Source organism: Roseomonas populi (assembly GCF_024594815.1).
GTDB classification, from domain to species: Bacteria; Pseudomonadota; Alphaproteobacteria; order Acetobacterales; family Acetobacteraceae; genus Roseomonas; species Roseomonas populi.
Window position 1 is genome coordinate 201960 of the sequence record NZ_JANJOU010000001.1, and the last position, 25601, is coordinate 227560.

Annotated in this window: 26 protein-coding genes and 1 tRNA gene; 15 read left to right on the forward strand and 12 right to left on the reverse strand. The window is 71.6% G+C overall.

Features of this window, described 5'->3' with window-relative positions; translation table 11 throughout:
* Positions 1–63: 63 nt before the first annotated feature.
* The 9 genes from NRP21_RS01035 (at position 64) to NRP21_RS01075 (ending at position 6827) form a co-directional block, all read left to right on the forward strand.
* Positions 64–291: a hypothetical protein gene (locus NRP21_RS01035; protein ID WP_257714311.1), complete on the forward strand. Its 228-nt coding sequence runs from the start codon at positions 64–66 to the stop codon at positions 289–291.
* Positions 291–845, forward strand: a complete 555-nt coding sequence (locus tag NRP21_RS01040; RefSeq protein ID WP_257714312.1) for a hypothetical protein — start codon at positions 291–293, stop codon at positions 843–845. Before NRP21_RS01035 ends, NRP21_RS01040 begins: the two co-directional genes overlap by 1 nt.
* Entirely contained in the window at positions 842–1846 is a 1005-nt protein-coding gene (locus tag NRP21_RS01045; RefSeq protein ID WP_257714313.1) for a hypothetical protein, read from the forward strand. Before NRP21_RS01040 ends, NRP21_RS01045 begins: the two co-directional genes overlap by 4 nt.
* Positions 1846–3873, forward strand: coding sequence for a DUF927 domain-containing protein (locus NRP21_RS01050; protein WP_257714314.1), 2028 nt, complete (start codon positions 1846–1848; stop codon positions 3871–3873). The genes NRP21_RS01045 and NRP21_RS01050 overlap by 1 nt, the downstream gene beginning before the upstream one ends.
* 310 nt (positions 3874–4183) lie before the next feature.
* On the forward strand, positions 4184–4696 hold the full coding sequence (locus NRP21_RS01055; RefSeq protein WP_257714315.1) for a hypothetical protein: 513 nt from the start codon (positions 4184–4186) through the stop codon (positions 4694–4696).
* Positions 4697–4719: 23 nt separating this feature from the next.
* Positions 4720–5349, forward strand: a complete 630-nt coding sequence (locus NRP21_RS01060; RefSeq protein WP_257714316.1) for a hypothetical protein — start codon at positions 4720–4722, stop codon at positions 5347–5349.
* A gap of 1 nt (position 5350) precedes the next feature.
* On the forward strand, positions 5351–6004 hold the full coding sequence (locus NRP21_RS01065; RefSeq protein ID WP_257714317.1) for an HK97 family phage prohead protease: 654 nt from the start codon (positions 5351–5353) through the stop codon (positions 6002–6004).
* A gap of 26 nt (positions 6005–6030) precedes the next feature.
* A complete protein-coding gene (locus NRP21_RS01070) occupies positions 6031–6228 on the forward strand; it encodes a hypothetical protein (protein WP_257714318.1) in 198 nt (65 codons plus the stop codon).
* Between the two features lie 191 nt (positions 6229–6419).
* A complete protein-coding gene (locus NRP21_RS01075; protein WP_257714319.1) occupies positions 6420–6827 on the forward strand; it encodes a hypothetical protein in 408 nt (135 codons plus the stop codon).
* A gap of 65 nt (positions 6828–6892) precedes the next feature.
* Here the strand turns inward: NRP21_RS01075 and NRP21_RS01080 are convergent.
* The 7 genes from NRP21_RS01080 to NRP21_RS01110 all read right to left on the reverse strand — a co-directional run bounded on the left by NRP21_RS01080 (position 6893) and on the right by NRP21_RS01110 (position 13650).
* Positions 6893–6968, reverse strand: a tRNA-Glu gene (locus NRP21_RS01080).
* Positions 6969–7016: 48 nt separating this feature from the next.
* Complete coding sequence (locus NRP21_RS01085) at positions 7017–7706, reverse strand: hypothetical protein (RefSeq protein WP_257714320.1); 690 nt, start codon at positions 7704–7706, stop codon at positions 7017–7019.
* Positions 7707–7812: 106 nt separating this feature from the next.
* Positions 7813–9606 (reverse strand): single-stranded-DNA-specific exonuclease RecJ, encoded by a 1794-nt coding sequence (gene recJ / locus NRP21_RS01090; protein WP_257714321.1) that lies wholly within the window; start codon positions 9604–9606, stop codon positions 7813–7815.
* Positions 9607–9613: 7 nt separating this feature from the next.
* Positions 9614–10621, reverse strand: coding sequence for a class II fructose-bisphosphatase (glpX, locus tag NRP21_RS01095; RefSeq protein ID WP_257714322.1), 1008 nt, complete (start codon positions 10619–10621; stop codon positions 9614–9616).
* Entirely contained in the window at positions 10618–11904 is a 1287-nt protein-coding gene (locus NRP21_RS01100) for a homoserine dehydrogenase (RefSeq protein WP_257714323.1), read from the reverse strand. Before NRP21_RS01100 ends, glpX begins: the two co-directional genes overlap by 4 nt.
* Complete coding sequence (locus NRP21_RS01105; RefSeq protein ID WP_257714324.1) at positions 11901–13127, reverse strand: LL-diaminopimelate aminotransferase; 1227 nt, start codon at positions 13125–13127, stop codon at positions 11901–11903. The genes NRP21_RS01100 and NRP21_RS01105 overlap by 4 nt, the downstream gene beginning before the upstream one ends.
* Before the next feature lie 46 nt (positions 13128–13173).
* A complete protein-coding gene (locus NRP21_RS01110; protein WP_257714325.1) occupies positions 13174–13650 on the reverse strand; it encodes a hypothetical protein in 477 nt (158 codons plus the stop codon).
* A 257-nt stretch (positions 13651–13907) separates the two neighbouring features.
* Here NRP21_RS01110 and NRP21_RS01115 point away from each other — a divergent pair, with 257 nt between their 5' ends.
* Positions 13908–16190 (forward strand): PHA/PHB synthase family protein, encoded by a 2283-nt coding sequence (locus tag NRP21_RS01115; protein WP_456300222.1) that lies wholly within the window; start codon positions 13908–13910, stop codon positions 16188–16190.
* A gap of 15 nt (positions 16191–16205) precedes the next feature.
* Here NRP21_RS01115 and NRP21_RS01120 read toward each other — a convergent pair whose 3' ends face one another.
* The 4 genes from NRP21_RS01120 to NRP21_RS01135 all read right to left on the reverse strand — a co-directional run bounded on the left by NRP21_RS01120 (position 16206) and on the right by NRP21_RS01135 (position 19676).
* A complete protein-coding gene (locus NRP21_RS01120; RefSeq protein ID WP_257714326.1) occupies positions 16206–16859 on the reverse strand; it encodes a hypothetical protein in 654 nt (217 codons plus the stop codon).
* 62 nt (positions 16860–16921) lie between these two features.
* Positions 16922–17467, reverse strand: coding sequence for a hypothetical protein (locus NRP21_RS01125; RefSeq protein ID WP_257714327.1), 546 nt, complete (start codon positions 17465–17467; stop codon positions 16922–16924).
* A gap of 129 nt (positions 17468–17596) precedes the next feature.
* The gene (locus tag NRP21_RS01130; protein WP_257714328.1) at positions 17597–18943 is read right to left on the reverse strand and encodes an ATP-binding protein; all 1347 of its coding nucleotides are present in this window, start codon (positions 18941–18943) and stop codon (positions 17597–17599) included.
* 13 nt (positions 18944–18956) lie between these two features.
* Positions 18957–19676, reverse strand: coding sequence for a response regulator (locus NRP21_RS01135; RefSeq protein ID WP_257714329.1), 720 nt, complete (start codon positions 19674–19676; stop codon positions 18957–18959).
* Positions 19677–19931: 255 nt separating this feature from the next.
* Between NRP21_RS01135 and NRP21_RS01140 the strand changes: the two genes are divergently transcribed.
* Positions 19932–20624 (forward strand): DNA-3-methyladenine glycosylase family protein, encoded by a 693-nt coding sequence (locus NRP21_RS01140; protein WP_257714330.1) that lies wholly within the window; start codon positions 19932–19934, stop codon positions 20622–20624.
* 104 nt (positions 20625–20728) lie between these two features.
* Here NRP21_RS01140 and NRP21_RS01145 read toward each other — a convergent pair whose 3' ends face one another.
* Complete coding sequence (locus NRP21_RS01145; RefSeq protein WP_257714331.1) at positions 20729–20860, reverse strand: hypothetical protein; 132 nt, start codon at positions 20858–20860, stop codon at positions 20729–20731.
* Positions 20861–21052: 192 nt separating this feature from the next.
* On the opposite strand from NRP21_RS01145, the gene NRP21_RS01150 reads away from it, so the two are divergent.
* The 4 genes from NRP21_RS01150 (at position 21053) to NRP21_RS01165 (ending at position 25601) form a co-directional block, all read left to right on the forward strand.
* Positions 21053–22570 carry a circularly permuted type 2 ATP-grasp protein gene (locus NRP21_RS01150; RefSeq protein ID WP_456300223.1) on the forward strand — a complete coding sequence of 506 codons (1518 nt, stop codon included), beginning with the start codon at positions 21053–21055 and terminating at the stop codon, positions 22568–22570.
* Positions 22570–23511: an alpha-E domain-containing protein gene (locus tag NRP21_RS01155; RefSeq protein WP_257714332.1), complete on the forward strand. Its 942-nt coding sequence runs from the start codon at positions 22570–22572 to the stop codon at positions 23509–23511. Before NRP21_RS01150 ends, NRP21_RS01155 begins: the two co-directional genes overlap by 1 nt.
* Before the next feature lie 63 nt (positions 23512–23574).
* Positions 23575–24573, forward strand: a complete 999-nt coding sequence (locus NRP21_RS01160) for an asparaginase (protein ID WP_257714333.1) — start codon at positions 23575–23577, stop codon at positions 24571–24573.
* A gap of 143 nt (positions 24574–24716) precedes the next feature.
* The gene (locus NRP21_RS01165; RefSeq protein WP_257714334.1) at positions 24717–25601 is read left to right on the forward strand and encodes a type 1 glutamine amidotransferase; all 885 of its coding nucleotides are present in this window, start codon (positions 24717–24719) and stop codon (positions 25599–25601) included.

Genomic DNA, 25601 nt, shown 5'->3' on the forward strand with positions numbered 1-25601 from the left:
GCATGTAGCGCGCCTCCTGCCGCTTTGCCAGTCCTTTCCGTGGCTCCAACGACGGAGACCACCATGCAAAAGACCACCCGGATCAAGAAGCGCCGCGTGAAGGCCGCGCCCACGATCTATGCGCCGATCAAGCTGCTGCACATCCCTGCCGCGCTGGACGCTGCCGGCGAGCCGCGCGTGATGCTGGAAGTGCCGCCCAGGCCGGGCAGCGTCACCCGCCGTCCCATGCTGCACGCCTTCGCCTCCGTCGCCGCGGCGCTCGCCGCCAAGGCCGAGATGGAGGCGCGCTGATGCATCGCACGATCCCGCTCCCCACCACCCTGCCGCCGCTGGCCTTCATGGACCTGGCGCCGGCGCAGATCAGCGAGGCGATCCGCCGCATGGAAGGGACGCCTGGCGACTTCGCCGTCCCGCTCTGGCGCGGCTCGCTGGCCGGGGAATACCGCATCGCGGTATCTCTCCCCGGCGGCCGGCTGCCGGCGAGGGTGCTGGATCGGCAGCGCCCGCCGACCTGCATCATCCTCTCAGCGGATCCCGACTTCCCGGCGCCCACGCCGCCGCCGACTGCCTTCCCGAAACTCTCTCGCTACTTGGATTGGGCGGCTTCCGTCATCGTCCACGCGACCGGCGGCACCCGCGAGCACTACACCACCGTCGCCGCCGCTACGGTGATCATGCGGCGGATCCTGCTGATCGAGACGGCCACCGTCCAAGAGGACGCCTGGATGGCGCTGGTGCAGGCCGAGGCAGAGCGGCGCGAGAAGCGCGGCCAGCGCCTACCGCGCCTGTGCTGGAGCGCCACGCCGCGGGGCGGGGTCCATCCCGTGCAGGAGGGCATCGGATGAACGCCGACAGCCTCACTATCCTGCGCAGCCGCGGCCGGCGCCTCGCCAAGCTGATCCGAGCCGGCGGCGACGTAGAGGGCTATGACAGCGCCAAGCACTACGACATGGCGCCGATCGGCTTCGAGGGGCTGCACGACCTGGCGGAGGTGCTGGAGAACCTGCTGCACCTTCCAGATCGGTGCGTGGTGCGCGGCGCCATCGCCCATCCCTCCCGCGTGTCCGGTGTGCGGCGGCTGGTGCACCCGGATCAGGACACGGGGGACGAACCCACCCTGCACGACGCGCCCCGGGCCTGGGTGGCGCTCGACTGCGACGGCATCCCCGCTCCGGTCGGGCTGGACGTGCTGGACCTGGTGGCGTGCGGCAGCGCAGCGCGGGAGGTGATGCCGCCGGCCTTCCGCGCCGCCGCCTCCGTCGTTACCGCCACCGCCGGGCACGCCATCAAGCCCGGCTTGCGACTGCGCCTCTGGTTCCTGCTGGAGCGGGCGCTGACCGGCGCCGAGTGCCAGCGCTGGCTGCGTGGCGTGCCGGGGGTTGATCCGTCCACCCTCCGGGCCGCGCAGGTCACCTACACGGCCGCGCCGCTGTTCGTGGACATGGTCGATCCCCTGCCGCGCCGGCTGATGGTGCTGGACGGCGCCGAGGCGGTGGTGTGCCCCTCCCCCGCCGAGTTGGCGCCGCCGCGCCGTCCGGAGTTTGACCCCGACGCCGTACCGCGGGCCGCCACCGGCGACCGCTACGTCCGCGCCGCCCTGATGCGGGCCTGCAGCAACATCGCGACCGCTCCGGTGGACAGCCGCCATCCAACTGCCGTCGCCGAGGCCTGGGGGCTGGCCCGCTTCGTGGTGGGCGGGCTGCTGACCGCCGACGAACTGATCCGGGCCGTGGACGGGGCGCTGGAGCAGGCCGGCAAGCCGAAGGGCGAGGGCGCGAAGATCGCCGCCTGGGCAGCGGCGCGCCGGCCGGACAGCGGGAACCTGCAGACCGGAGGGCGCGAGTGATGGACGCGCGCATGGACGTGGATCCGATCCTCAACGGCTTCGCCAGCCGCGGTGGCGCCGAGGACGAGCCCGCCGACGCGGTGGACGTGACACTGCAGGTCGTGCGCCTCGCCGGCCTGGCCGAGGCGGACTATCAGCAGCAGCGAAAGGCGGCGGCGCGAGAGTGCGGCCTGACGCTGACAGCCCTCGACAAGCTGGTGCGCGCCGAGCGTGCCAAGCGCCTGCAGGAGAAGGCCGCCGCCGCCCGGCGCAAGGCACCGCCCCGCCCCGGCGAGATCCGCTGGCCCCACGGCTTCGCGATGGAAAAGGAAGGCCTCTACGCCGACCAGGGCGAGGCGGGGCAGGTCTGGCTTTGCGCGCCGTTGGAGGTGCTGGGCGAGGCCCGGGACGCCGCCGGCGAGGGCTGGAGCCTTTGGCTACGATGGAAGGACCGCGACGCCCGGATCCACACCTGGCCGATGCCGGCGCGACTGCTGGTGACGGCGCCCGGTGAGTTGGAGGCGGCGCTGCTGGAGCGGGGGCTGCGGGTCTCCCCCAACCCGTCCTCGCGCATGCTGCTCCGCGAGGCTCTAGGGGGCGTCCAGGCCGGCTCCCGCGTCACGCTGGTGTCGCGCTCCGGCTGGCACGCGGTGGGCACCGATGAGGCCGCCTACATCCTGCCAGACGGCACGGTGATCGGCGCCACGGCCGAGACGCTGGTCATGAAGGCGCCGCCCGAGAACGCGGCGCAGATGGTGGCGCAGGCCGGCACGCTGGACGGGTGGAAGGCCGAGGTGGCCGCCCCCGCCGCGGGCAACCCGATGGCCGCCTTCCTCCTCGCCGCTGCCTTTACCGGCCCTCTGCTGGACGCCTGCGGCGAACCGTCGGGCGGGTTCCACATCACCGGCCGCAGCAAGGTCGGGAAGACCCTGGCGCTACGCCTCGCCCTCTCGGCCTGGGGGCCGCCGGTGAAGGGGGCGATGCTGCGGGACTGGCGCAGCACGGCGAACGGCCTGGAGGGTGCGGCCGAGGAAGCCGGCGACGGGCTGCTGGGGCTGGACGAGCTGCATCAGGCCGACCCGCGGGAGGTGGCCGCCGCCTGCTACATGCTGGCGAACGAGAGCGGCAAGGGTCGGATGCGGCGCGACACCACCGCCCAGCGCCGGCGTACCTGGCGGACTTTCATCCTCTCCACGGGCGAGCTCGACATCGCCACTGTCGTCTCCCGCACCGGGCAGAGCCTGCCGGCCGGGGCGGAGGTGCGACTGCCCTCCATCAGCGTGGACGGCGGAAGCGCCTGGCCCGCACTGCACGGGCGCCCGGCGCTGACCGACCTGATGACGGACCTGCACGCCGCGGTGCGCCGGCATCACGGACACGCCGGCCGGGCCTTCGTCGCGAGGCTGGCCGAGGCACGGCGAGATGACGCTGCAGGCCTTGCCGATGCTGCGACGGCGATGCGGGATCGGATCGCCGCCACTCTCCCGTCCGACGCGGATCCGCAGGTGCGAGACGTGGCGCGGCGATGCGCCCTGGTGGCTCTGGCCGGTGAGCTGGCCACGCTCTGGGGCATCCTCCCCTGGCCGCGGGACGAGACCTTCCGCGTAGCCGAGGCGATGCTGGCGCGGTGGATCGAGAAGCGCGGCGGCGGCGGGGCATCGGAGGAAGCGCAGCACGTCCGGGCGGTGCGGCTGTTCCTCACTGAGCACGGCGCATCGCGGTTCGTCGCCCTGCACTTCGATCGCAGCCAGAACGTCAACGCCTGGGTGGAGAGCCACCCTGACCGCCCCGTCATCAAGCGGGCGGGCTGGCGCCGGCGGCGCGCCGATGGGCGAGACGAGTACCTGATCGCCCCGGATGTATGGCGCGAGCTCTGCCGCGAAGCCGGCGTGGATCCTGCGGAGGCTGGGCGCACGCTGCGGGCCGAGGGCTTCCTGGACGCCGGCGACGGCAAGAACCTGGCCGCCACGGTGCGGGTGCCCGGCGTCGGCAAAATCCGCGTGTACCGCGTCCTGCCCGACCTGATGGGTGAGGGAGGCAGCGCGTGAGCGCCAACGCTGTCCCGACTGCCACGACCCCGACCCGACCGGTCGGGACGCAGAAAACCCCTGCAAACATTGAGTGTCCTGACCGTCCCGACTGCCACGACCGCAGAACAGAAGCCAGGGATGAAAACGATGTTTCCCTCGCTGCTCTGGCTGCCCGCTGGCGGGCGGATACGGGCCACGACGAGGCCGAACGGGCAGCGATGCGCGAGCACTACGCCGCACCTGCCGGGCCTGCCCTCCCCTCCCCCGACCCGCTGACGGAAGGCCTGCTGCGCGGCTTCCGAAGGCACCACCGCAAGGAGAACAGCACATGCGTCAGGTAACCGTGGCCTGCCTCGACAGGGATCTGCGGATCGACCGCGGCATCCGGGACGACGGCGGCGCCCGCTACGCCAACACCAGCACCGGGCTGTACCTGCTGGAGGAAGAGTTGCACGCCGGCGGACTGACCCGCTTCGCCCCGCTGCTGCACATGGCGCGTGACCGCTACGCCGCGCTGATCCTGACCCCGCCCGGCGGTGTCGTTCCCTTCGGGGATCTGCGGAAGCCGGAGTGGACGGTCATCGCCCTGCTGGGCCGCGGCAGTGCCGAAGGCCCCGACGCCTGGCCACAGGCGCAGCGTCTGATCGAGTGGGCCGCGGTGATCGTCCTGCAGGACACGGCGACCGACCATTACGGCGCCCTGGTCCGCCCCGCCGGCCTCTACGGGCGGACGCTGCTGATCGAGACCAGCCCCGAGCAGATCGGCGAGTGGGAAGCCCTGCTGCAGCGTCTGAACCGTCACCGCGACCGGGTGCACCTGCCCGCTCCGGTCCACGCCTGAACCACCCTCGAAGGAGATCGACCATGGACATCAAGAAGCTGTTGGGCATGCGCCCGAAGGAGCAGACCGCCGCGGCCATCCGCGCCGCCATCACGAACGCGGAGCAGGGCAAGGCCGCAGCGCTGGCTCGCGCCGCCGAGCTGGAGGGTGGCCGCGGGAAGCTGCTGCTGACCGGCGACGCCAAGGAGGTGGAGGCGAGCGAGCGGGAGCTGACGGAAGCCCGCATGGAGGCCGAGCGCTGCGACGTGATGGCGCAGGCGCTGCAGGCCCCGCTGGCTGAGGCGGTGCTGCGGGAGAAGGCCGCGGAGTTCGCCGATCTGGAGCGGCAGGCGGCGCAGCAGGTGGAGGGGTTCGTTACCTGGTGGCGGTCCCGCTACGGCGAGCTTGCCAGCGAGATCCGCGATGGGGCGCGGATGGAGAAGGCCGCTAACGACAGCATCAACCGGCTCTATCACCTCTCGAACCAGCACCCGGAAGCCTTCGCCGCGAGCGGCGTCACCATCCCCAAAGCGCCGAACGAGCACCTGCGGCCCGGGTACTCCGGAAACAACGTCGCGGGGATGTCGGACATGATCCGGCTGCCGCCTGTGAGCGGGCGCCCCGGCATGACGAGCGAAGAGGACCCGATGCTTTGGCCGGAGAGGAGCGTCTGACGTGACGGCCCTTACCCCTGGGGTGATCGTCCCGCATGAGGTGGAGCAGCGCCGCGCGCTGCTCTGCTTCGCCACCAACGTCGGCACCGACAATTACGGGCAAGGCGACAGCAAGATCCTGGAGATGACCGGCGCCGATCTGGCCCTGCTCAACTCCGGACGGGCTCCGCTGCTGGACGGCCATTTGCACCAGCTGACAGCGGTGCTGGGTGTGGTGGAGACAGCTTGGATCGAAGGCGGCAGCGCATGGTGCATCGCGCGCTTCGCCAGCCACACCGCAGCTCTCGATGCCTGGGGAATGGTCAGGGACCGCATCGTGACCAACGTCTCGATGGGGTTCTCCTACCTGTCCGGCCAACAGGACGCGGACGGGGCTGAGCGGATCAGCACATGGCGCCCCTTCGAGGTGTCGCTCTGCGCCGTGCCCAAGAGCTGGACGGCTGGCGTGCTGCCCCAACCCCAGGCCGAGGCGATGGAGGCAGTGGTGGACGCCGCCGAGGCTGCCCAGCGCCGGCGCGTCGCGGATCAGGTGAAGCAGTTGCAGACGCAGGAGAAGCGACGTTGGGCCGAGACCATCAGCCCCACCGTCGCCCAGCGGCTCGGGACCGATCCGGCCCTGACCGCAGAAGTCATCGCGGAAGCCTCCGCGGTGTGACCGCCCCGAGTGGGCAGATGAACAGCATGGAGACCAGCATGAACCTAGTAGCACTGCCCGGCATGGACGGGACGGCATGGATCAATCCGCAAGCGGTCGCGTCGGTGACATCCGAATTGGCCGGCCGGGAGGTCGTCACCATCATCACGCCCACAGCCGGCCCGCAGATCCGCGTCGCGGCCGGACCGGACGAGGTGATCGCAGCCCTGAAGGCGGGCGGGTGACCGGACTAGGGGTGTGGCCGCAGGGACACACCCCGACCCCTCGGGTCCTTCCCGCCGATGTCACGTATGCGGGTGGCGTCAGCGCGCCACTTCGCTAGCCACAGCAAACTCCAAGGGGGTTCATCATCGTGATCCCGTCAGAAGTGACTGCCGGCGACCTGGCGCAGGCTCTCGGCATATCTGAGCGCCGCGTGGCGACGCTGAAATCCGAGGGGCGCATTCCCTCCACGCCATCAGGCCGGATCAACCTGCCCGAGCTGCTGGCCCAGCTCTACCGCGAGAATGCCGATTACCGGCAGCGATCGGCGGTGCACGGTCCGAAGCAGAGGATTGTCGGTCCTCTCACCTGGGAGGAGCGTCATCCGGCCGACGCCATGACCAACGTCGCGCTGAACACCATGGCGTTCCTGGCGCCGGATGCGGTGAAGCGGGCAGCCGAGCAGGCCGGGATCACGCCCGAGGCTGCCGAGCGCCTGCACGAGGTGATGCTGACCGCGGCAGCCGGACTACGGGCCGAAGCCGCCGAGTTATGCGGCATACTGCGGGATCCGGACGGGCCGGAACCGATGAAGCACGCAAGGCTTGCTGCCGCAGACTAATTGTGGGGGTGATTGTGGGGTGCTGGCCAGCACTGGCCAGAAAGACCAATAAAAACAACGCCGCATGGCGTCCCCTACGGGATTCGAACCCGTGTCGCCGCCGTGAAAGGGCGGTGTCCTAGGCCTCTAGACGAAGGGGACAGGCGCGGGCGGTCACTACAACGCTCCGCTCCTCCCGTCCAGCACCCCTCAGAGCGCGAGCGGTGCTTCCGGCGGCACCAGCGGCGTCCGGGGCGAGGGCGGCGCATCCGCGGAGGCCGGGGCCGCGGGGGGAAGCTCCGTCCGCGTGGCCCCCTCAACCGGCGGCACGGGAGTCCCAGGTGGCGGGCCGGCAACCCCACCGGTAGCGGGCAGGTCCGCGCGCACCGGCGCCTCCACCCTCGCCGGCCCGCCCTGCGCGGGAGGGGCGCCCGCGGCTGCCGCCTCGGGCACGGTGTAGTCCGGCACGATCCGCGCTTGAGCGCCCGCGATAACCAGCACCTTCTGTCCCAGGGGCAGGGACGGCACGTCCCGCTGGGTCACGTTCACCAGTTCTCCGTTGGTCTTCCGGACGATGTACTCGGTGGCACGATTGTCGTTGATCACCCGCTCCGTCGCCGAGCCGAAGAGGCCGCCGACCAGGCCGCCGCCGACGCCGGCCAGGGCGGAGGTGAGATTACTGCCAGGGGTCGCCGCACCCACGATGCCGCCCGCCGCCGCACCGGCCGCGGCCCCCGCCGCGCCGTCGGAGGAGATCTGCACGTCCCGCGCGCCGATGATGACGCCCTGCTGGACCGGGTTGGCCTGCTGCACCGCCCTGGTGGAGTAGGTATCCGCCGAATAATCGCTGCCGCAGCCGGCCAGGATCAACAGGGGGAGGAAGAAGCGGCAGGGATGCATGGAGGCTCCGCGTTGTCGGGCGCGCAGGGGCGGGTCCATCGGGCCGCCCCATGGACTTTGCCGGGCCAGTTAAGGGCCCGCGCCGCGCTGCACAACCCGGCAGGCGTCAGGCCGGCGCCGCATCCTGCACATGCAGGCAGGCCGAGACCTCGCCATTCCAGCTCTCTGCCCGCAGCGCGCCGCAGAGATGCAGCGGCAGCCCGCGGGATCGGAGGAGGAGATCCGCCAACGGCCCCTCCTTGGCGCGGAAGCAAACGGCCTTCAGGCGTCCGCCCCCCTCGCCTTCCAGGAAGAGACGGATTGTCCCGCCCTCCTTGCCCACCCGGTCCGCCCGGACCACGCGGGCGCGACGGATGGCAAAGAAGGGCTCCTCGTTGCCCGTACCGAAGGGCGCCAGCCGCGCCACCTGCTCGGCCAGTGTGGTATTGGCCGCGGCGACGGAAAGCGTTCCCTCCAACACCAGCGCGGCAGCATCCGGCAACTCCGCAGCGCGGGCGAGGCGATCCTCGAGGAACGCCCGCACAGCCTCCAGCCGCTCCGCGCGGAAGGAGAAGCCGGCCGCCATGGCGTGCCCGCCCCCCGTCTCCAGCAGCCCCGCCTGCCGGGCCGCGATGATGGCGGCACCAAGGTCCAGGCCGGGAACGGACCGCCCGGATCCTTTGGCCAACCCATCCGACACGCCGGCGACGAGGGCGGGGCGGTTGAACCGCTCCTTGACCCGGCCGGCGACAATGCCGACCACGCCAGGGTGCCACCCCTCCCCCAGGATGAGGAGAACAGGGCGCCCCTCGGCCACCTGCATCTCCGCCATGGCGAGGGCGGAACCCAGCACCTCCGCCTCCACCTCCTGGCGGCGGCGGTTGGTGGCGTCCAGGCTCTCGGCCCTGGTACGGGCCTCCAGCGGGTCCTCCTCCAGCAGCAGCCGAAGGGCGAGGTCACTCTCCCCGATCCGGCCAGAGGCATTGAGGCGCGGCCCGATCCCGAAGCCCAGGGAATAAGCGGTGGGCGCGTCCTTCACCCCCGCCACCTCCAGCAGGGCCGCGATCCCCGGCCGCCCGCGCCGCGCCATCACCCGCAGCCCTTGCGCGACAAGGGCGCGGTTGAGCCCGGTCAGCGGCATCACGTCGCAGACCGTCGCTGTAGCGACGAGATCCAGCAGGTCCAGCAGCGGCGGCTCGGCCCGGGAGGCGAAGAAGCCCGCCTTGCGAAGGGTCCGGTGCAGGGCAACCGCCGCCATGAAGCAGACAGCGGCGGCGCAAAGGCCGCGCAGCCCGGAATTACAGTCCAGCCGGTTGGGGTTCACCGTGGCGAGGATGGCGGGCGGCGGCCCCTCGGCCTTGTGGTGGTCCAGCACCACCACATCCGCCCGGCCCCGCGCGGCCTCCAGCGCCTGATGGGCGGAGATGCCGCAGTCCACGCAGACGATCAGCCGCGCGCCCGCATCGCACAGGGCGGCGATGGCCGGCGCGTTCGGCCCGTAGCCTTCCTTGATCCGGTCCGGAACGTAATGCGTGGCGGGCACGCCCAGGTCGCGCAGCACCCGCACCATCAGGGCGCCCGCGCAGGCGCCGTCCGCGTCGTAGTCCGCGAAAACCGCCACCTTCTCCCCGGCCCGCACCGCCTCGGCCAGGCGCCCGGCGGCGGCATCCATGTCCCGCAAGCAGGACGGGTCCGGCATCAGCGCGCGCAGTCGCGGCTCCAGGAAGTCGGTCGCTGCCTCCACGCCCACGCCGCGGGCGGCAAGAAGGCGGCCGACGATCTCCGGCACCTCGAGGCGCTGGGCGATGGCCAGCCCCGCGCGCTCGTCCCCCTCCCGCCACACCCAGCGGCGGCCGGTGGCGCTGCGCGAGACGCCGAGAACGGCCTCCCCCGCCGCGCCCGCGCCCGGCGCCTCCGTCATCAGTCCATCAGGCAAGGTAGGTGTTCGGCTTGACCATGAAGTTGTGGTGCCCCTCCACGTAGCGCACCGTCCCCGTCTTGCTGCGCATGACGATGGAGTGCGTGACCGCGGAGGTCGCGGTGCGCCGCACGCCCCGCAGCATCGCGCCGGTGGTGACGCCGGTGGCGGAGAACATCACGTCCCCCTTCGCCATCTCGTCCACGGTGAAGATCTTGTCCGGATCGGTGATGCCCATGGACTTCGCCCGCTCCCGCTGGGAATCGTCCTCGTAGATCAGTCGCCCCTGCATCTGCCCGCCGATGCAGCGCAGCGCCGCGGCCGCCAGCACGCCCTCCGGTGCGCCGCCCCAGCCGAGATACATGTCCACCCCCGCCTCGGGCTGCGAACAGGCCACCACTCCCGCCACGTCGCCATCGGGGATCAGCATGATGCGGGCGCCGGCCTCACGGCAGGCGCGGATGATGTCCTTGTGGCGGTCGCGGTCCAGGATGCAGACGACCAAATCCTCGATGGAGGACTTCTTCGCCTGGGCGAGGTTCTTCAGGTTCTCCTTCGGCCCGGCATCGATGTGCACCACCCCGTCCGGCAGGCCGGGGCCCACCGCGATCTTGTCCATGTAGATGTCCGGCGCGTGCAGGAACCCGCCCTTCTCCGCCACGGCAAGCGTCGCGATCGCGTTCGGCATGCCACGGGCGCAAATGGAGGTGCCCTCCAGCGGGTCCACCGCGATGTCCACCTCCGGCCCGCCGGCGCCCACCTTCTCGCCGATATAGAGCATCGGCGCCTCGTCCATCTCGCCCTCGCCGATCACCACCGTGCCGGTGATGGCCACGCTGTCGAAGGCGCGGCGCATGGCGTCCACGGCGGCGCCGTCGGCCGCGTTCTTGTCGCCCCGGCCGATCCAGCGGGAGGAGGCGATGGCGGCCGCCTCCGTCACCCGCACCAGCTCCAGCGCCAGGTTGCGGTCGCTCTGCAGCGGGGCGTCCGGGTTGATGGCGGCGCGGGTGGTGCTCATGGGCTCTCGATCCGGATGAGGGCGGGGGATTCCAGCACGGCGTCGAGCGAGGCGATGCGGGCGATGGCCTCGCGCATCGCGCTCTCGCGCGCGTCATGGGTGGTGAGGACCACGGGCACGGCCTCGCCGGGCGCCCGGCCGCGCTGCAGCATGGATTCCAGGCTGATCCCGGCGTCGCGCAGCGCGCCCGTCACGTCCGCGATCACGCCCGGCCGGTCCACCACCATCAGGCGCAGGTAGTAGGCCCCGGAATGCCGCTCCATCCCGACGGAGGGCAGGGCGGAGAAGGAGTCCGCGCCCCACACGGGCGTGTGGCGGCCCCGGGCGATGTCGATCAGGTCGGAGACAACGGCGGAGGCAGTCGGCCCGGCCCCCGCGCCGCGCCCCACCAGCACCACGCGGCCGACATGGTCGCCTTCCGCCACCACGGCGTTGAACACGCCGTCCACGGTGGCAACGGGATGGGCGGCCGGCACCATGCAAGGATGCACGCGCGTCTCCACCCCGCCTTCGGAGCAGGTGGCGATGCCCAGCAGCTTGATCCGGTAGCCCAGTTCCTCCGCCAGCCGGATATCCAGCGCCGAGACCTGCCGGATCCCCTCCACATGCACCGCGTCGAAGTCCACGGGCCGCCCGAAGGCCAGCGCCGCGAGGATCGCCAGCTTGTGCGCCGCGTCGATGCCATCCACGTCGAAGGTGGGATCGGCCTCGGCGTAGCCGAGCTTCTGCGCCTCGCTCAGCGCCTCGGCGAACTCCCGCCCGCGCTCGCGCATCTGGGTCAGGATGTAGTTGCAGGTGCCGTTGAGGATGCCGGTCACGCGGGTGATGCGGTTCCCCGCCAGGCCCTCGCGGATCGCCTTGATCGCGGGGATGCCGCCCGCCACCGCCGCCTCGAAGGCCAGCGGCACGTCCGACTTCGCCGCCAGTTCCGCCAGTTCGGCGCCGTGGATCGCCAGCAGCGCCTTGTTCGCCGTGACCACCGGCTTGCCGGCCGCCAGCGCCGCCTGGATCAGCGCGCGCGCCGGCCCCTCGCTGCCGCCGATCGTCTCCACCACCACGTCGATGGCCGGGTCATTCGCCAGCGCGGCCGGATCATCGTACCAGCGCAGCCCTTCCAGGCTGATGCCCCGGTCGCGCGTGCGGTCGCGCGAGGAAACGGCCGTCACGGCGATCCGGCGCCCGGCGCGGGCCGCCACGATCTCCGCGTTCTGGCGCAGCAGGCCGAGCACCCCCGCGCCCACCGTGCCGAGCCCGGCGACGCCAACAGCAAGCGGGCGGGTCATGCGCGAACGGAGTCCTCTTTGTGCTCGTCCATGTGCGGGGCGGCATTGTCGCCCTGCAGGAAGGTCTTGATGCCCCGCAGCGCCTGGCGGATCCGGTGGTTGTTCTCCACCAGCGCGATGCGGACGTGGTCGTCCCCGTGCTCGCCGAAGCCGACGCCCGGCGCCACCGCCACCTTGGCGCGGGCGAGAAGCAGCTTGGAGAACTCAACGCTGCCCAGGTGCTTGAAGCGCTCGGGGATCGGCGCCCAGAGGAACATGGAGGCGTCGGGGGACGGCACGTCCCACCCCGCCTGGTGTAGCCCCTTCACCAGCAGGTCCCGCCGCTCCTTGTAGAGCTTGCGCATGTCCTCGATGCAGTCCTGCGGTCCGTTCAGTGCCGCCGTCGCCGCCACCTGGATCGGCGTGAAGGCGCCGTAGTCCAGGTAGGACTTCACCCGCGTCAGCGCCGCGATCAGCTTCGGGTTGCCCACCGCGAAGCCCATGCGCCAGCCCGGCATGTTGTAGGTCTTGGACATGGAGGTGAACTCCACCGTCACGTCCTTCGCGCCCTCCACCTCCAGCACGGAGGGCGGCGGCGTGTCGCCGTAGTACAGCTCCGCATAGGCGAGGTCGGAGAGGATGAAGATCTCGTGCTTGCGGCAGAAGGCCACGAGCTCGCGGTAGAACTCGATGGAGGCCGTCAGCGCCGTCGGATTGGACGGGAAGTTGACGATCACCGCCGTCGGCTTCGGCACGGAATGCCTGACAGCGCGGTCAATCGCGCGCAGCATCTCGTCGTCCGGCGTATAGGGGATGCTCCGCACGGAGGCGCCCGCGATCAGGAAGCCGAACTGGTGGATCGGATAGGACGGGTTCGGCACCAGGATGGTATCGCCCGGCGAGGCGATGGCCTGCGCCAGGTTCGCCAGCCCCTCCTTGGAGCCCAGGGTGGCGATCACCTCGGTCTCCGGGTCCAGCTTCACCCCGAAGCGGCGGGCGTAGTAGGCGGCATGCGCCTTCCGCAGCCCGGGGATGCCCTTGGAGGCGGAGTAGCGGTGCGTCCGCGGGTCCTGCACCGCCTCGATCAGCTTCGCCACGATGTGCGGCGGGGTGGGGCTATCCGGGTTCCCCATGCCGAGGTCCACCACGTCCTCTGCTGCTGCCCGCGCCTTCGCCTTCGCCGAGTTGACCTCGGCGAAGACATAGGGCGGCAGGCGGCGGATGCGGTGGAACTCGTCGGTCATGGCACGGGTGCTCGGCGTTCTCTGGATGACAGGATAGCGGCAGCGGTCAGAGGCCGCGAGGCGCGATCCGCGGAAAGCTGGGTGTCGCGGAAAGATCTGGCGGCGGCGGGGCCGTCAATTCCGCCGGCGGGGCGGAAGGAGCCTCGGGCGCAATCTCCGGCACGGCCTGCGCCTCCCCGCCACCGGGCAGGAGGAGGGTGGCGGGCCCGGCGCCGATCGGCGGCGCGGGTACCAGCCTGGGTGGGGCGGGCGGGGCGGCGGGCACGGCGGCCAGTCCTTCGGTGGCCGGCCGCTCAGGGATCGGTCCGCCCGGCGGCGCCGGGTTGGCCGCTGCGGCGCGGTTCGCGGCCAGCAGTGAGGAAAGCTCCGCGCGCTGGCTCGCCGGGCCCCGGTCAGGGCGCTGCGGCACGCTGCCGAGGTTGGGCCGCGGCTGGTCCAGCCCCGGCGGCATCGGCCGGCCCTCCAGCGCCTCGCCCGTGAGCTGCCGGTAGAACTCGAAGGGGCTTTCGCCTGGGGATCCCACGCAACCGGCCAGAGCCAGGGTTGCAGCGAGCACCAGGAATGCACGCGCGGAAGGGGCACGTGCTTGTCGTGCCACCTCCCGGTCCCTAGCTTCCCTATACCGGATGGAATCCGGCCGGGACGGCATGGCCTGCTCTCGCATCGCACGCTCCTCTCCCCGGGGGGTTTGCCTGAGAATGGCGACCGGCGGAAGCCACGGAAGGGACGCCGCGCCCGGTGACGGAGACGCGGTTGTCCGGCGGGAGAGGAAGCGCAGGAATGAGCCAGAAGCGTCGGAGCGGCCGGACCCCACCCGAGGTAGCGCTGGCCGGAGCCGAGGCGCTCGGTGGTCGGGATCAAGGAAGCCCGCCGGCGCCGCCGGAAGCTCCGCCGAAGTCGCCGGCCGAGGACAGGCAGGACAAGGCGGCAAGCCGGCGCGCGCTGGAATCCGGCACGGCCCTGGGAACCATTGCCGCCGTGCAGAATGCGCTGCCCGACGCTCCCTCGCTGATAGAGCCCGCAGCCACCACCGCCATGAACACAGAGGCCGAGAGCACGGCCGTCTCGGCGCCGGCCGCCGCGCCGGCGGAGGCACCGGCGTCCGCCGTCATGACCGCGGAGCCGGCCACGGCCACGAAGCCCAGCTCCGGGACCGCCGAGGCGCCCCCCTCGGCACAAGAACCCACCGCGGCGCCCCCGTCCGACCCGCCCGCGCCCCCGCGGCAAGGGGCGCCTTCCCCTCCCCCGCCGGCCGCGCCGTCGGCTTCCGCCGAGGCGCCCGCCTTCCGCCTGCCCGACCCCGCCCTCGTCGGCCGCACCATGGCCGATGTGGCGGAGCGCGGTCAGCGGATCGTGCGCGAGTTCCTCAAGCGCCAGGGCGAGGCCGGCACCACGCCCAACCCGGACCCGCTTAACATCGGCAACGCCTTCATGGAGATGACGGCCCGGCTGATGACCAACCCCGCCCGCGTGATGCAGGCAGGTATCGGCTTCTGGCAGGACTACCTGACCCTCTGGCAGAACACCGCCCGCCGGATGCTCGGCGGCGAGGTGCAGCCCGTGATCACGGAGCGCCGCGGCGACAAGCGCTTCAAGGACGACGCCTGGCGCGAGAACGAGGTCTTCGACTTCATCAAGCAGTCCTACCTGCTCTCCTCCCGCTACGTGACGAACGTGGTGCACGGGGCGGAGGGGCTGAACCCGAAGACGGCGCAGAAGGTGGATTTCTACACGCGCCAGTTCACCGACGCGATGAGCCCGAGCAATTTCTGGCTCACCAATCCCGAGGTGCTCAGGAAGACGGCCGAGACGGGCGGCGAGAACCTGCTGAAGGGCCTGTCCAACCTGCTCTCCGACCTGGAGCGCGGGCACGGCAAGCTCCGCATCAACATGACGGACGAGAGCAAGTTCAAGATCGGGGAGAACATCGCCGTCACCCCAGGGAAGGTGGTGTACCGCAACGCGCTGATGGAGCTGATTCAGTACACGCCCACCACGGACAAGGTGCTGAAGCGCCCGCTCCTGCTGCTGCCGCCCTGGATCAACAAGTTCTATATCCTGGACCTGCGCCCGAAGAACTCCTTCGTCCGCTGGGCCGTCAGCCAGGGCCATACCGTCTTCGTCTGCTCGTGGGTGAACCCGGATGAGAGCCTCGCGGAGATGGGGTTCGACGACTACATGCGCCTCGGCCCCTACGCCGCGCTGGAAGCCATCGAGAAGGCCACCGGCGAGCGGCAGGTGAACGCCATCGGATACTGCCTTGGCGGCACGCTCCTGGCCTCCACCCTCGCGCATATGGCGAAGCGCAAGGACGACCGCATCGCTTCCGCCACCTTCTTCACCACGATGCTGGACTTTGAGGAGGCGGGCGAGCTCGGCGTCTTCATCGACGAGGAGCAGCTGCAGGCCATCGAGGCCAAGATGAGCAAGCGCGGCTTCCTCGAAGGTGCGGAGATGGCCGACACCTTCAACATGCTCCGCGCCAACGACCTGATCTGGTCCTTCGTGGTGCAGAACTACCTGCTGGGGCAGGAGCCCTTCCCCTTCGACCTGCTGTTCTGGAACGGCGATTCCACCCGCATGCCGGCGAAGATGCACAGCTTCTATCTGCGCCGCATGTACCAGCAGAACGACCTGGTGAAGCCCGGCGCGATCGAGCTGAACGGCGAGGCGCTGGACCTGCGCGACATCAGCCTGCCCACCTACATCCTGGCGACGCGGGAAGACCACATCGCGCCCTGGAAGAGCAGCTACAAGGCCACCGGGATCTTCTCCGGCCCTGTCCGCTTCGTCCTCGCCGCCTCCGGCCACATCGCCGGGGTGGTGAACCCGCCGGACAGCGGCAAGTACAGCCACTGGGTCGGCACGGCGGAAGCGCCCGCCAGTTCCGACGCGTGGTTCGAGAGCGCCACCGAGTTCGCGGGCTCCTGGTGGCCGGACTGGCAGCGGTGGATTCTCGGCCAGGACCGCGAGACCGTCCCGGCCCGCCAGCCCGGCGAAGGCGGCCTGCCCGCGCTGGAGGACGCGCCGGGGAGCTATGTGAAGGTCATGGCGGGGGACTAGCGACCCCCGCGCCCCTCAGATCCCGAAGGGGATGGGCCCCAGCCCACCCCGGTCCGGCGGCACGGGCGTGTCGAAGTCAGAGGACCAGCCGCTCGTCTCGTCCAGGCTGCGAACCGCCTCCGCCAGGGCGGCCGCCGCGATCTCGCCCTGCGGCAGCGGGCCGGGATCGGAGAGGCGCGCCAGGGCCGCTTCCCCGCCGCGGGGGAACAGCGCCGTCGGCAATGCCGCCACGGCCGCGCCCCGGTTGCCGGCCGCCAGGGCGCGCGCCGCCGTGGCCAGGGCCGCGGCCAGCCGGGGGGAATCGCCTAGCGGGTCGGCCCCCAGCGCGCCGCGCATCTCGTCCCGCGCCTGCCCGATGCCCGCCCTGGCATTCGCCGGCACGGGCGCCCAGCGAGGGTTGTTGGCCAGGTCCACGGCCAGCCACTCCAGCAGCGCGGCAGCGCGGGCCACGCGCACGGGCTGGTCCCGCAGGCCGACATTGGCCCCCTGCATGTCACGGGCCAGCGCGGCTATCGCGGCGCGGCCCGCCTCCTGGTCGGGCGGCAGCAGGCCGGGCGGGGCAGGCCGGGCGGTCACCGGCCGCCGCAGCTCATCGCAGGCTCCCAGGGAACCCAGGGCGAGTAGTGCGGCCAGGGCGCGGCGGCGGGAGGTCGTGTGAATCGGGTTCATGCGCCGCGCAGGATGCCCGGCTGGGCCCCGCGCGTCACGGCCCACGCTTCAAGGCCCAAGCCTCAAGGAAGGTCCCAGTCCTCGGTGCGGCCGAACTCGATGTCGCGCTGCGCCCGCAGGGTGGCCTGGTTCGCCTGTGGCAGGCGCGGCAGGTTGGCCAGCCGCTCCAGCGTGTCCGGCGCGAAGGTGGGGGGCGAGAGCATCCCCCGCGCCCCCTGCTGGTCCCCCGCGATCAGGGCGGCCGCCGCGCTGTCCATCGCGCCCATCACCAGGGCCGGCCGGGCATCCTGGCGGATGCCAAGTGCCTGGCGCACCTCGTAGCGGGCCGCCGTGAGAGCAGGGCCGGTGATGGTGCTGAACCAGAAGAAGCTCCGCTCCACCGGGATCGCCGCGGCCTCCCATTCCAGGCGGCTGACGGCGATGGCCGCCTCGGCCGGGCGGCCGGCCAGGGCGGCCGGATTGGCGAAGGCCATGGCCGCCCCCTGGATCGCGTTGAACACGGGGCTGCGCGTGCCCTGCCCCGCCAGGGGCGGAACGGGCGGGATGGTGTCGTCCTGGACGGCGCAGGCCGTCAGGCCGAGAAGAAGGGCGAGGGTAACGTACCGCATGGATCCTCCCCGGGCGGGCAGTGCCGGGCGGCATCATACCGCGCCCTTCCCTGCTTAACGGCGCAGATCGTCCGGCGTTTTCCACCGGCCGGAACGCACGGATCCGCCCCCCCGCCGCCGGGAGGCCGATCACGCCGGCAGCACCACCTCCGCGCAGAGCCCCCCGCCCGCCCGGTTCCGCAGCGTCACGTCCCCGCCATGCGCGCGCAGGATGTTCCGGGCGATGGGCAGGCCCAGGCCCACGCCGCCCGTTTCCCGGTTGCGGCTCGCCTCCAGGCGGCGGAACGGCTGGAACACGGCCTCCTGGCTCTCGGGCGGGATGCCCGGCCCCTCGTCCTCCACGCGCAGGTGGATCTGTCCGCCATTGGGGGCCTCCAGCACCACCCGCGCCGCGCCGCCGTAATTCGCAGCGTTGATGACGAGGTTCGCCAACGCCCGCTTCAGCGCGATCGGCCGGCCGCGCACCGTCAGCCGCTCCGGCCCCTCATAGGCGAAGGCTTCCGCGTCCGCATCGGGCCGCGCGTCCGCCGCCTCGTCCAGCACCGTGCGGCACAGCGCCGCCAGATCCAGCGGCACGGAGGGCTCGGCGGCCGCGTCGTCCCGCGCGAAGGCAAGGGTGGCGTTCACCATCGCCTCCATCTCCTCCAGGTCGGAGAGCATCTTCGCCCGCTGCTCGTCGTCGTCCATGAACTCGGCCCGCAGCTTCAGCCGGGTGATCGGCGTGCGAAGGTCGTGCCCGATCGCCGCCAGCATCTGCGTGCGGTCGCCCACGAAACGGCGGATGCGCTCGGCCATGGTGTTGAAGGCGTGGGCGGCGGTGGCAACCTCCAGCGGCCCGTCCTCCGGCATGGGCGGGGCATTCACGTCCCGCCCCAGCGCGTTCGCCGCCCGCGCCAGGTCCCGCACCGGCTGCGTCAGGCGCCGCACGGCCCAGAGGATCAGCGCCGCCGCCGCCGCGGTCATCAGCACGAAGGCGATCAGGAAGGTCTCGGAGTGCCAGGGCCGCAGCGGCGGGGCGCGCAGGCTCATGTTCAGCCAGGCCGAGCCGTCCGGCAGCATCATGGCCAGGTGCAGCGATCCAAGGCCCATTCCCGCCTGGATCTCGCGCGGGCGCAGGCGCGGCGGGGCGCCCATCAGGATCTCCGGCCGGACCATCCGCAGCACGGGCGGCGGGGCGGGCGGCATGCCCAGCCGCACGCTCGGCCGCTCGTCCAGCGATGCCTCCATCCCCTGTGGCAGGTCGATGTCCGAGATCAGCGCACTGCGCCGGTCGGGCAGCGCCAGCACCACGGCACGCCAAAGGCTGAACACGCGGGCGGAAACCTCCCGCTCCATCGCCGCACGCTGCAGGTCCACGCGGTCCAGCGCGTGGATGGTGAGCCCCGCGGCCTGCACCGCCATCAGGGCCAGCAACAGGAACAGCGCCGTGCGCGCCGCGAGAGTGCGCGGCAGCACGCGCCGGATCAGCGCCTTCATGAGCCGGAGCGCGTCACGCGGCCCGTTCCACATCGGCCGCCAGCACGTAGCCGCCGCCCCTCACGGTCTTGATCAGGCTGGGATTGCGCCCGTCATCCTCCAGCTTGCGCCGCAGGCGGGAGACGGCGACATCGATCGCCCGGTCGAACGGCCCGGCCTGCCGCCCGCGCAGCAGGTCCATCAGCATGTCCCGCGTCAGCACGCGGTTCGGGCGCTCCACCAGAACGGTCAGCAGCTCATACTCGCCGCCCGTCAGGGAGACCTCCACCCCGTCCGGGTTCAGCAGCCGCCGGCGCTGCGGCTCCAGCACCCAGCCGCCGAAGCGGATGGCGGAGGGCAGCGGGTCGCGCCGCGTCCCCTCCCCGTGCGCGCGCCGCATCACCGCGCGGATTCGCGCCAGCAGCTCCCGCGGGTTGAAGGGCTTGGCCACGTAGTCGTCCGCCCCCAGCTCCAGCCCCACGATCCGGTCCGTCTCCTCCCCCATGGCCGTCAGCATGACGATCGGCACGTCGGATTGCCCGCGCAGCCAGCGGGCGAAGTCCAGCCCGGACTCGCCGGGCATCATCAGGTCGAGGATAACGATGTGGTAGCGCCCCAGCGGCCAGGCGCGCCGCGCCTCTCGCGCCTCCCGCGCCGTGGTCACGCGGAATCCCTGCTTCTCGAGGAAGCGGGCAAGAAGCTCGCGGATCTCGCGGTCGTCATCGACCACCAGGATGTGCGGGGCGGGTTCCATGGCCTGTTACATAGCCCGGGCGCGGCAGGTGTCGCGCGCCTGCTTGTTACAATCCATGTCGAAACGGCCGCCCGTTGCCCGCCGTTTCACCAGCCCGTCATCACGCCTTGGATGGAGCCCACCGAGCGACCAAATCCTGCCCGCTGACGATGCCCTTCCCCCCCAATCCTCGGGGCATCGCCGCGGAATCGGCGGCGGGTGCGGCGCATCCCCCCTCTTGTCGCGCCCCCCGTCGCCGTTCCATCCCCTACCCCCATGCAGACCTCCCCGGCGGCGGCCCAGGCGGCGCCCCATCAGCCCCTCGCCCCGCCGCCATGGGCCGAGGCCGGATTCGCGGCCCTCGCCGCCGCGGATCCGGTCCTGCACGGGGTCGTCGCCCTGTGTGGCCCCCTTCCCTGGCGCCGCCGCGCGCCCGGCTTCCCTGGGCTGCTGCGCGCCATCTGCGGCCAGCAGATCAGCAACCGCGCCGCCGGCGCGATCTGGGCAAGATTGCGTGCCTTGCCCGGGGCGTTGGATCCAGCGGGGCTGCTGGCGCTGGACGATGCCGCCCTTTGCGGCACGGCGGGCCTGTCCCGTCCCAAAGCCGCCCATGCCCGCAGCCTCGCCGCGGCCATCCTCGCCGGGGATCTCCAGTTGGACGCTCTTCCCGGCATGACGGACGAGGAGGCTGTGGCCCATCTCTGCGCCGTGCGGGGCCTCGGCCGCTGGACCGCCCAGGTCCACCTCCTCTTCGCCGAGGACAGGCCGGACATCTTCCCTGAGGGCGACCTCGCCCTCGCGGCGTCCCTCGCGCATCTGCGCGGCCTGCCCGGCCGCCCGCCACCGCGGGCCCTGGCGGAACTGGCCGGGACCTGGCGGCCCTACCGCTCCCTCGCCGCTCGCCTTCTCTGGCACCACTGGCGCCACGCAACAGGCCGCCCTGGCACCGACCCGGAGGACGACGGCTGAGTTCGGGCCGATCCCGTTCCGCTGGAATCACCGGAACGGACGGATCGGCTCCATAAACAATGGGCTGGAGCGGTCGCAGTGAGCGGGGGCGAACGGAATTCGCTCTAGTAGCCCAGCGCGACCGCCACCTCTCCCAGGCCCCAGAAGGCCGGGCAGGCAATCACGAAGGCCAGCATGGCCTCGCGCAGGGCATCGTTCGGGATGATGGGGCGCGTCGCCGCGTGGAGGTAGCGCATGCCGATAGTGAACGAAAAGAGAACAGAGAAGGCAAGCGATGAGTCGCCCCGGCGCCTCTCCCGCCACGCCCCGTGTCCGCCGCGCATCACCACCTGTCACCTGTCATTGCGGACCACCCCCCTCCCCCGGCACGCGACTTGCTGCAACGATGGACGCTGCGGCCCGTTCCGGCCGCACACACGGAGGACAGGGTGCCGGCCTTCGACGAAATGAATGACAGGGGCGCGATCCGCCCCGCCTATGCAGGCATCGCCCGCTACGTCGAGACAGCGGGGGGCGACGCGCTGGAAGCCAAGCGGCGAGAGGCGGAGATCCTGTTCCGCCGCATCGGCGTCACCTTCGCCGTGTACACGGAAGGCGGCGACCCCGAGCGCCTGATCCCCTTTGACGTGATCCCCCGCATCATTGCCCACGACGAGTGGGAGAGCCTGCGCCGCGGCCTGGAGCAGCGTGTCCGCGCCCTCAACGCCTTCCTCGGCGACGTCTACGGGGCGCAGCGCATCCTGAAGGAGGGCCTGGTCCCCGCTGAACTGGTCCTGAAGAACGAGGGCTACCGCGCGGTGATGGAGGGCTTCACCCCCCCAGGTGGCGTCTACACCGTCATCTCCGGCATCGACCTCGTCCGCACCGCCCCGGACGCCTTCTACGTTCTGGAGGATAATTGCCGCGTCCCGAGCGGCGTCTCCTACATGCTGGAGAACCGGGAGGCGATGATGCGCCTCCTCCCCAACCTCTGCGCCGCCCACCGCATCGCCCCGGTCAGCCACTACCCGGAGGAGCTGCTGGAAACGCTGAAGTCCCTCGCCCCGCCGGCCTGCCAGGGCGATCCCACCGTGGTCGTCATGACCCCCGGCCCTTTCAACTCCGCCTATTACGAGCACTCCTTCCTGGCGGATGAGATGGGTGTGGAGCTGGTGGAGGGCGCCGACCTCTTCGTGCGCGACGACACCGTGTTCATGCGCACCACCGCCGGCCCGCGCCGCGTGGACGTGATCTACCGCCGGATTGACGACGAGTTCCTGGACCCGCAGGCCTTCCGCCCGGATTCCGCCCTCGGCGTCCCCGGCCTGATGAAGGCCTATCGCGCCGGCCGCGTGACCCTCGCCAATGCCCCCGGTGCCGGCATCGCGGACGACAAGGCCGTCTACCCCTTTGTCCCCGCCATGATCCGCTTCTATCTCTCCGAGGAGCCGATCCTGCAGAACGTCCCCACCTACATGTGCGAGCGGGATGAGGACCGCGCCTACGTCCTCGACCACATGGAGGAGCTGGTCGTGAAGCTCGCCCGCGGCTCCGGCGGCTACGGCATGCTCGTCGGCCCCCACAGCACCGCGGAGCAACGCGCCGACTTCGCCGCCCGCATCCGCGAGAAGCCGGCCGACTACATCGCCCAGCCTACTCTCGCCCTCTCCACCGTTCCCACGCTCTGCGAGGGCGGCATGGCCCCGCGCCACGTCGATCTCCGGCCCTTCGTCCTCTTCGGGAAGAACCAGGTCCGCATCGTCCCGGGTGGCCTCACCCGCGTGGCCCTGCGCGAGGGATCGCTCGTCGTGAACTCCTCCCAGGGCGGCGGCACGAAGGACACCTGGGTGCTGGAAGGCGACCCGCCACCGATGTCACAATCCATGGGTCCGGAGGGCATGACGCAGAGCCTGGGCGGCATGACCCAGAGCATGGGCAAGATGGAATTCGGCGGGAAGAAGGACTGATGCTCGCACGCACCGCCGACAGCCTTTTCTGGCTGGGCCGATACATGGAGCGCGCGGGCAACGTCGCCCGCGGGCTGAACGCCACCCTCCGCATGGCTTCCCTCGCGGCGCCGCGCGGCACGGAGGCGGAGGAGTGGGACGGGATCCTCCGCGCCACCGGCACCTCGGAGCACTACCGCCAGCTCTACGGCGATCCCACCCCCGCCCAGGCGGCGCGCTGGCTGACGCTGGACACGCTCAACCCATCCTCCGTCACCACCTGCTTTGAGGCGGCACGCCGGAACGCCCGCGCCGTCCGCACCGCGCTGACGGTGGACATGTGGGAGGCGGTGAACGACACCTGGATCGACCTGCGCAAGCTGGATTCCGGCGGTGCCGACGGCGATCGCCTGATGGGCTTCAACGACTGGGTGATCGCCCGCACGGTCCTGTTCAACGGCGCCGCCATGGACACGATGCTACGTGACGACGCCTGGCGCTTCGTCCGCCTCGGCACGATGCTGGAGCGCGCGGACAACACCGCGCGCCTCCTCGCCGCCCGCCAGGCCGCCTTTGCTGTTGGTGCTGAAGAGAACACGGAGAACCACGCCCAGTGGCAGGGCCTGCTCCGCTCCGTCTCCGCGCTGCGCGCCTACCAGCACCTGTTCCGGGAGCGCCTGCGCCCCGCCCGCGTGGTGGAGCTGTTGCTCATGCGCCCGGAACACCCGCGCTCCGTCACCGCCTGCTACGAGGAGGTGAACGACATCCTCAGCGTCCTCGCCATGCATGAGGGCGAGGATCGTGTGTCCTGCCGCCGCCTCGCCGCCGCGCTCCGCGGCCGCTGCGTGGCGCACAGCCCCGCCTACCTGATGGATGGCGGCCTCTCCGGCATCCTGGCGGAGATCATCGAGGGCAATGGCCGCCTTGGCACCTCGATCGGGAAGTGCTTCCTGAACGGCTGACCCGCGCCGGGCGGCGCCGCAGCCAGGCCGCCCGCGCCCCGAAGCCCTCTCAGGATTTTCGCCATGAAGCCCCGCGTTGCCTTTATCGGAACGGGCGGCACCATCGCCTCCCAGGGTGCCGGCCCGCTGGACACCACGAACTACGGCTCCTCCGGCAATCCCCAGCTGGACGCGGCGCAGCTCGTCGCACGCTTCCCCGAGCTGGCCGAGGTGGCGGAGGTTATCCCCGTCCCCTTCAGCGCCGTCCCGAGCCCGCAGATCCACTTCCCCACCTGGAAGGGCCTCGTCGGGCTCTGCGACCGCCTCGTGGCGGAACAGCCGGACCTCGCCGGCATCGTCATCGGGCACGGCACCGCGACGCTGGAGGAGACGGCCTACGTCCTCCACCTCACGGCGAAGGTCCCGGTCCCCATCGTCGTCACCGGCGCCCAGCGCCCCTCCTCGGCCCTCTCCACCGATGCCGGTCTCAACCTCGTCAACGCCGTCCGCGTCGCAGCCCACCCCGATGCGCGGGGCCTCGGCGTGCTCGTGCTGCTGAACGACGAGATCCAGGCCGCCCGCGAGGTGACGAAGACCTCCACCGGCCGGATGCAGACCTTCCGCTCCCCCGATTTCGGCGCCCTCGGCCAGGCGGATGGCGACAGCGTGAACTTCTACCGCCGCCCGATCCGCCCCGGCGCCCCCGACACGCCCTTCGACCTGCGGGGGCTGGATGCCCTGCCCCGCGTGGACATCGCGTATTCCTACGCGGGCGCGGACGCCACCGCCGTGCGCGCCTTCCTTGCCGCCGGCGCGCAGGGCATCATCTCCGCGGGCTTCGCCCCGGGCTTCTGCACGCCCGACGAGTTCTTTGCCCTGCGCGAGGCCGCCGCCGGGGGCACCATCGTCATGCAGTGCACGCGCGCCGGCTCCGGCCGCGTCTTCCCCACCACGAAGCTGCGGGACGCCGGGTTCCTGACCACCGACAACCTCAACCCGCAGAAGGCCCGCATCCTCCTAGCCCTCGCTCTCACCCTGACGCGCGACCCCGCCGAGATCGCGCGGATCTTCGCAACCTACTGAGGGCGCGGGCGGCGCCCGCCGAACCAGGCCAGAACAACCATAAGTTAGCAGCATCTTCACGCCCCGGAGATCGGCCCCACCTGCCACTGACCTAGCCGACCGGGTACATTTCTGGCCGCCGAGCGCACGAATCCGGAGCCTCCATGCCCGCACCCTTTCACTTCCTCGTCGCCGAGAGCGAAGGGCCGGAAGATCGGGAAGTTCGGCGCGAGAGCGTCGGCCGCAGCTCGGGCGAGACTTACGCGGACACGCTGCGCTCGCTCGCGCCGGGTGCGATCTGCGACCGGCTCAAGCCCGCCGAGGAGGACACCCCGCTACAGGAGCCGGAGGTCCTCGCGCGCTACGACGCGGTCTTCCTCTGCGGCTCCCCGCTGCACGTGTACAAGGAAACGCCGGAGACGCGGCGCGTGCTGGGCTTCATGCGCGCCGTCTTCGAGGCCGGCACGCCCGCCTTCGGCTCCTGCGCCGGGCTCCAGGTGGCCGTCGCGGCCGCCGGCGGGCAGGTCGGCCCGCGGCAGGACGGCAACGAGGCCGGCTTCGCCCGCCGCATCGCCCCGACGGAGGAAGGGCGCCACCACCCGCTGCTATCCGGCCGCCCACTCGCCTTCGACGCTCCGGCCATCCACTCGGACGAGGTGAAGGCCCTGCCGCCCGGCGCCGTGCTGCTGGCCACCAACGAGACGAACACCGTGCAGGCCGCCGAGATCCGGTCGGGCGAAGGCGTCTTCTGGGGCGTCCAGTACCACCCCGAGCTCACGCTGCACGAGGTGGCCCAGGCCCTGCGCCGCCAGGCCGAGACCCTTGTCGAGCAGGGCTTCGCGATGGATCTGGAGGCCGTCGAGCATCACGCCGTGAGGATCGACGCCCTGGCCCGGCGCCCGGGCAGGCGCGACCTTGCCTGGCAGCTCGGCCTTAACCGCCAGGTCACTGAGACCGCGTTGCGGCAGACCGAGTTGCGGAACTTCATCCGGCACCTCGCCGAGCCACGGCGGGCGCGCCGGGAGGGCGGGGGATCGGAGGCCCAGTAA

Bases quoted from the DNA above. Each gene is read 5' to 3' on its own strand.
- NRP21_RS01035 (WP_257714311.1), top strand. From the start codon at position 64: ATGCAAAAGACCACCCGGATCAAGAAGCGCCGCGTGAAGGCCGCGCCC.
- NRP21_RS01040 (WP_257714312.1), top strand. From the start codon at position 291: ATGCATCGCACGATCCCGCTCCCCACCACCCTGCCGCCGCTGGCCTTC.
- NRP21_RS01045 (WP_257714313.1), top strand. From the start codon at position 842: ATGAACGCCGACAGCCTCACTATCCTGCGCAGCCGCGGCCGGCGCCTC.
- NRP21_RS01050 (WP_257714314.1), top strand. From the start codon at position 1,846: ATGGACGCGCGCATGGACGTGGATCCGATCCTCAACGGCTTCGCCAGC.
- NRP21_RS01055 (WP_257714315.1), top strand. From the start codon at position 4,184: ATGCGTCAGGTAACCGTGGCCTGCCTCGACAGGGATCTGCGGATCGAC.
- NRP21_RS01060 (WP_257714316.1), top strand. From the start codon at position 4,720: ATGGACATCAAGAAGCTGTTGGGCATGCGCCCGAAGGAGCAGACCGCC.
- NRP21_RS01070 (WP_257714318.1), top strand. From the start codon at position 6,031: ATGGAGACCAGCATGAACCTAGTAGCACTGCCCGGCATGGACGGGACG.
- NRP21_RS01085 (WP_257714320.1), bottom strand. From the start codon at position 7,706: ATGCATCCCTGCCGCTTCTTCCTCCCCCTGTTGATCCTGGCCGGCTGC.
- recJ (WP_257714321.1), bottom strand. From the start codon at position 9,606: ATGACGGAGGCGCCGGGCGCGGGCGCGGCGGGGGAGGCCGTTCTCGGC.
- glpX (WP_257714322.1), bottom strand. From the start codon at position 10,621: ATGAGCACCACCCGCGCCGCCATCAACCCGGACGCCCCGCTGCAGAGC.
- NRP21_RS01100 (WP_257714323.1), bottom strand. From the start codon at position 11,904: ATGACCCGCCCGCTTGCTGTTGGCGTCGCCGGGCTCGGCACGGTGGGC.
- NRP21_RS01105 (WP_257714324.1), bottom strand. From the start codon at position 13,127: ATGACCGACGAGTTCCACCGCATCCGCCGCCTGCCGCCCTATGTCTTC.
- NRP21_RS01115 (WP_456300222.1), top strand. From the start codon at position 13,908: ATGAGCCAGAAGCGTCGGAGCGGCCGGACCCCACCCGAGGTAGCGCTG.
- NRP21_RS01120 (WP_257714326.1), bottom strand. From the start codon at position 16,859: ATGAACCCGATTCACACGACCTCCCGCCGCCGCGCCCTGGCCGCACTA.
- NRP21_RS01125 (WP_257714327.1), bottom strand. From the start codon at position 17,467: ATGCGGTACGTTACCCTCGCCCTTCTTCTCGGCCTGACGGCCTGCGCC.
- NRP21_RS01130 (WP_257714328.1), bottom strand. From the start codon at position 18,943: ATGAAGGCGCTGATCCGGCGCGTGCTGCCGCGCACTCTCGCGGCGCGC.
- NRP21_RS01135 (WP_257714329.1), bottom strand. From the start codon at position 19,676: ATGGAACCCGCCCCGCACATCCTGGTGGTCGATGACGACCGCGAGATC.
- NRP21_RS01140 (WP_257714330.1), top strand. From the start codon at position 19,932: ATGCAGACCTCCCCGGCGGCGGCCCAGGCGGCGCCCCATCAGCCCCTC.
- NRP21_RS01145 (WP_257714331.1), bottom strand. From the start codon at position 20,860: ATGCGCTACCTCCACGCGGCGACGCGCCCCATCATCCCGAACGATGCC.
- NRP21_RS01155 (WP_257714332.1), top strand. From the start codon at position 22,570: ATGCTCGCACGCACCGCCGACAGCCTTTTCTGGCTGGGCCGATACATG.
- NRP21_RS01160 (WP_257714333.1), top strand. From the start codon at position 23,575: ATGAAGCCCCGCGTTGCCTTTATCGGAACGGGCGGCACCATCGCCTCC.
- NRP21_RS01165 (WP_257714334.1), top strand. From the start codon at position 24,717: ATGCCCGCACCCTTTCACTTCCTCGTCGCCGAGAGCGAAGGGCCGGAA.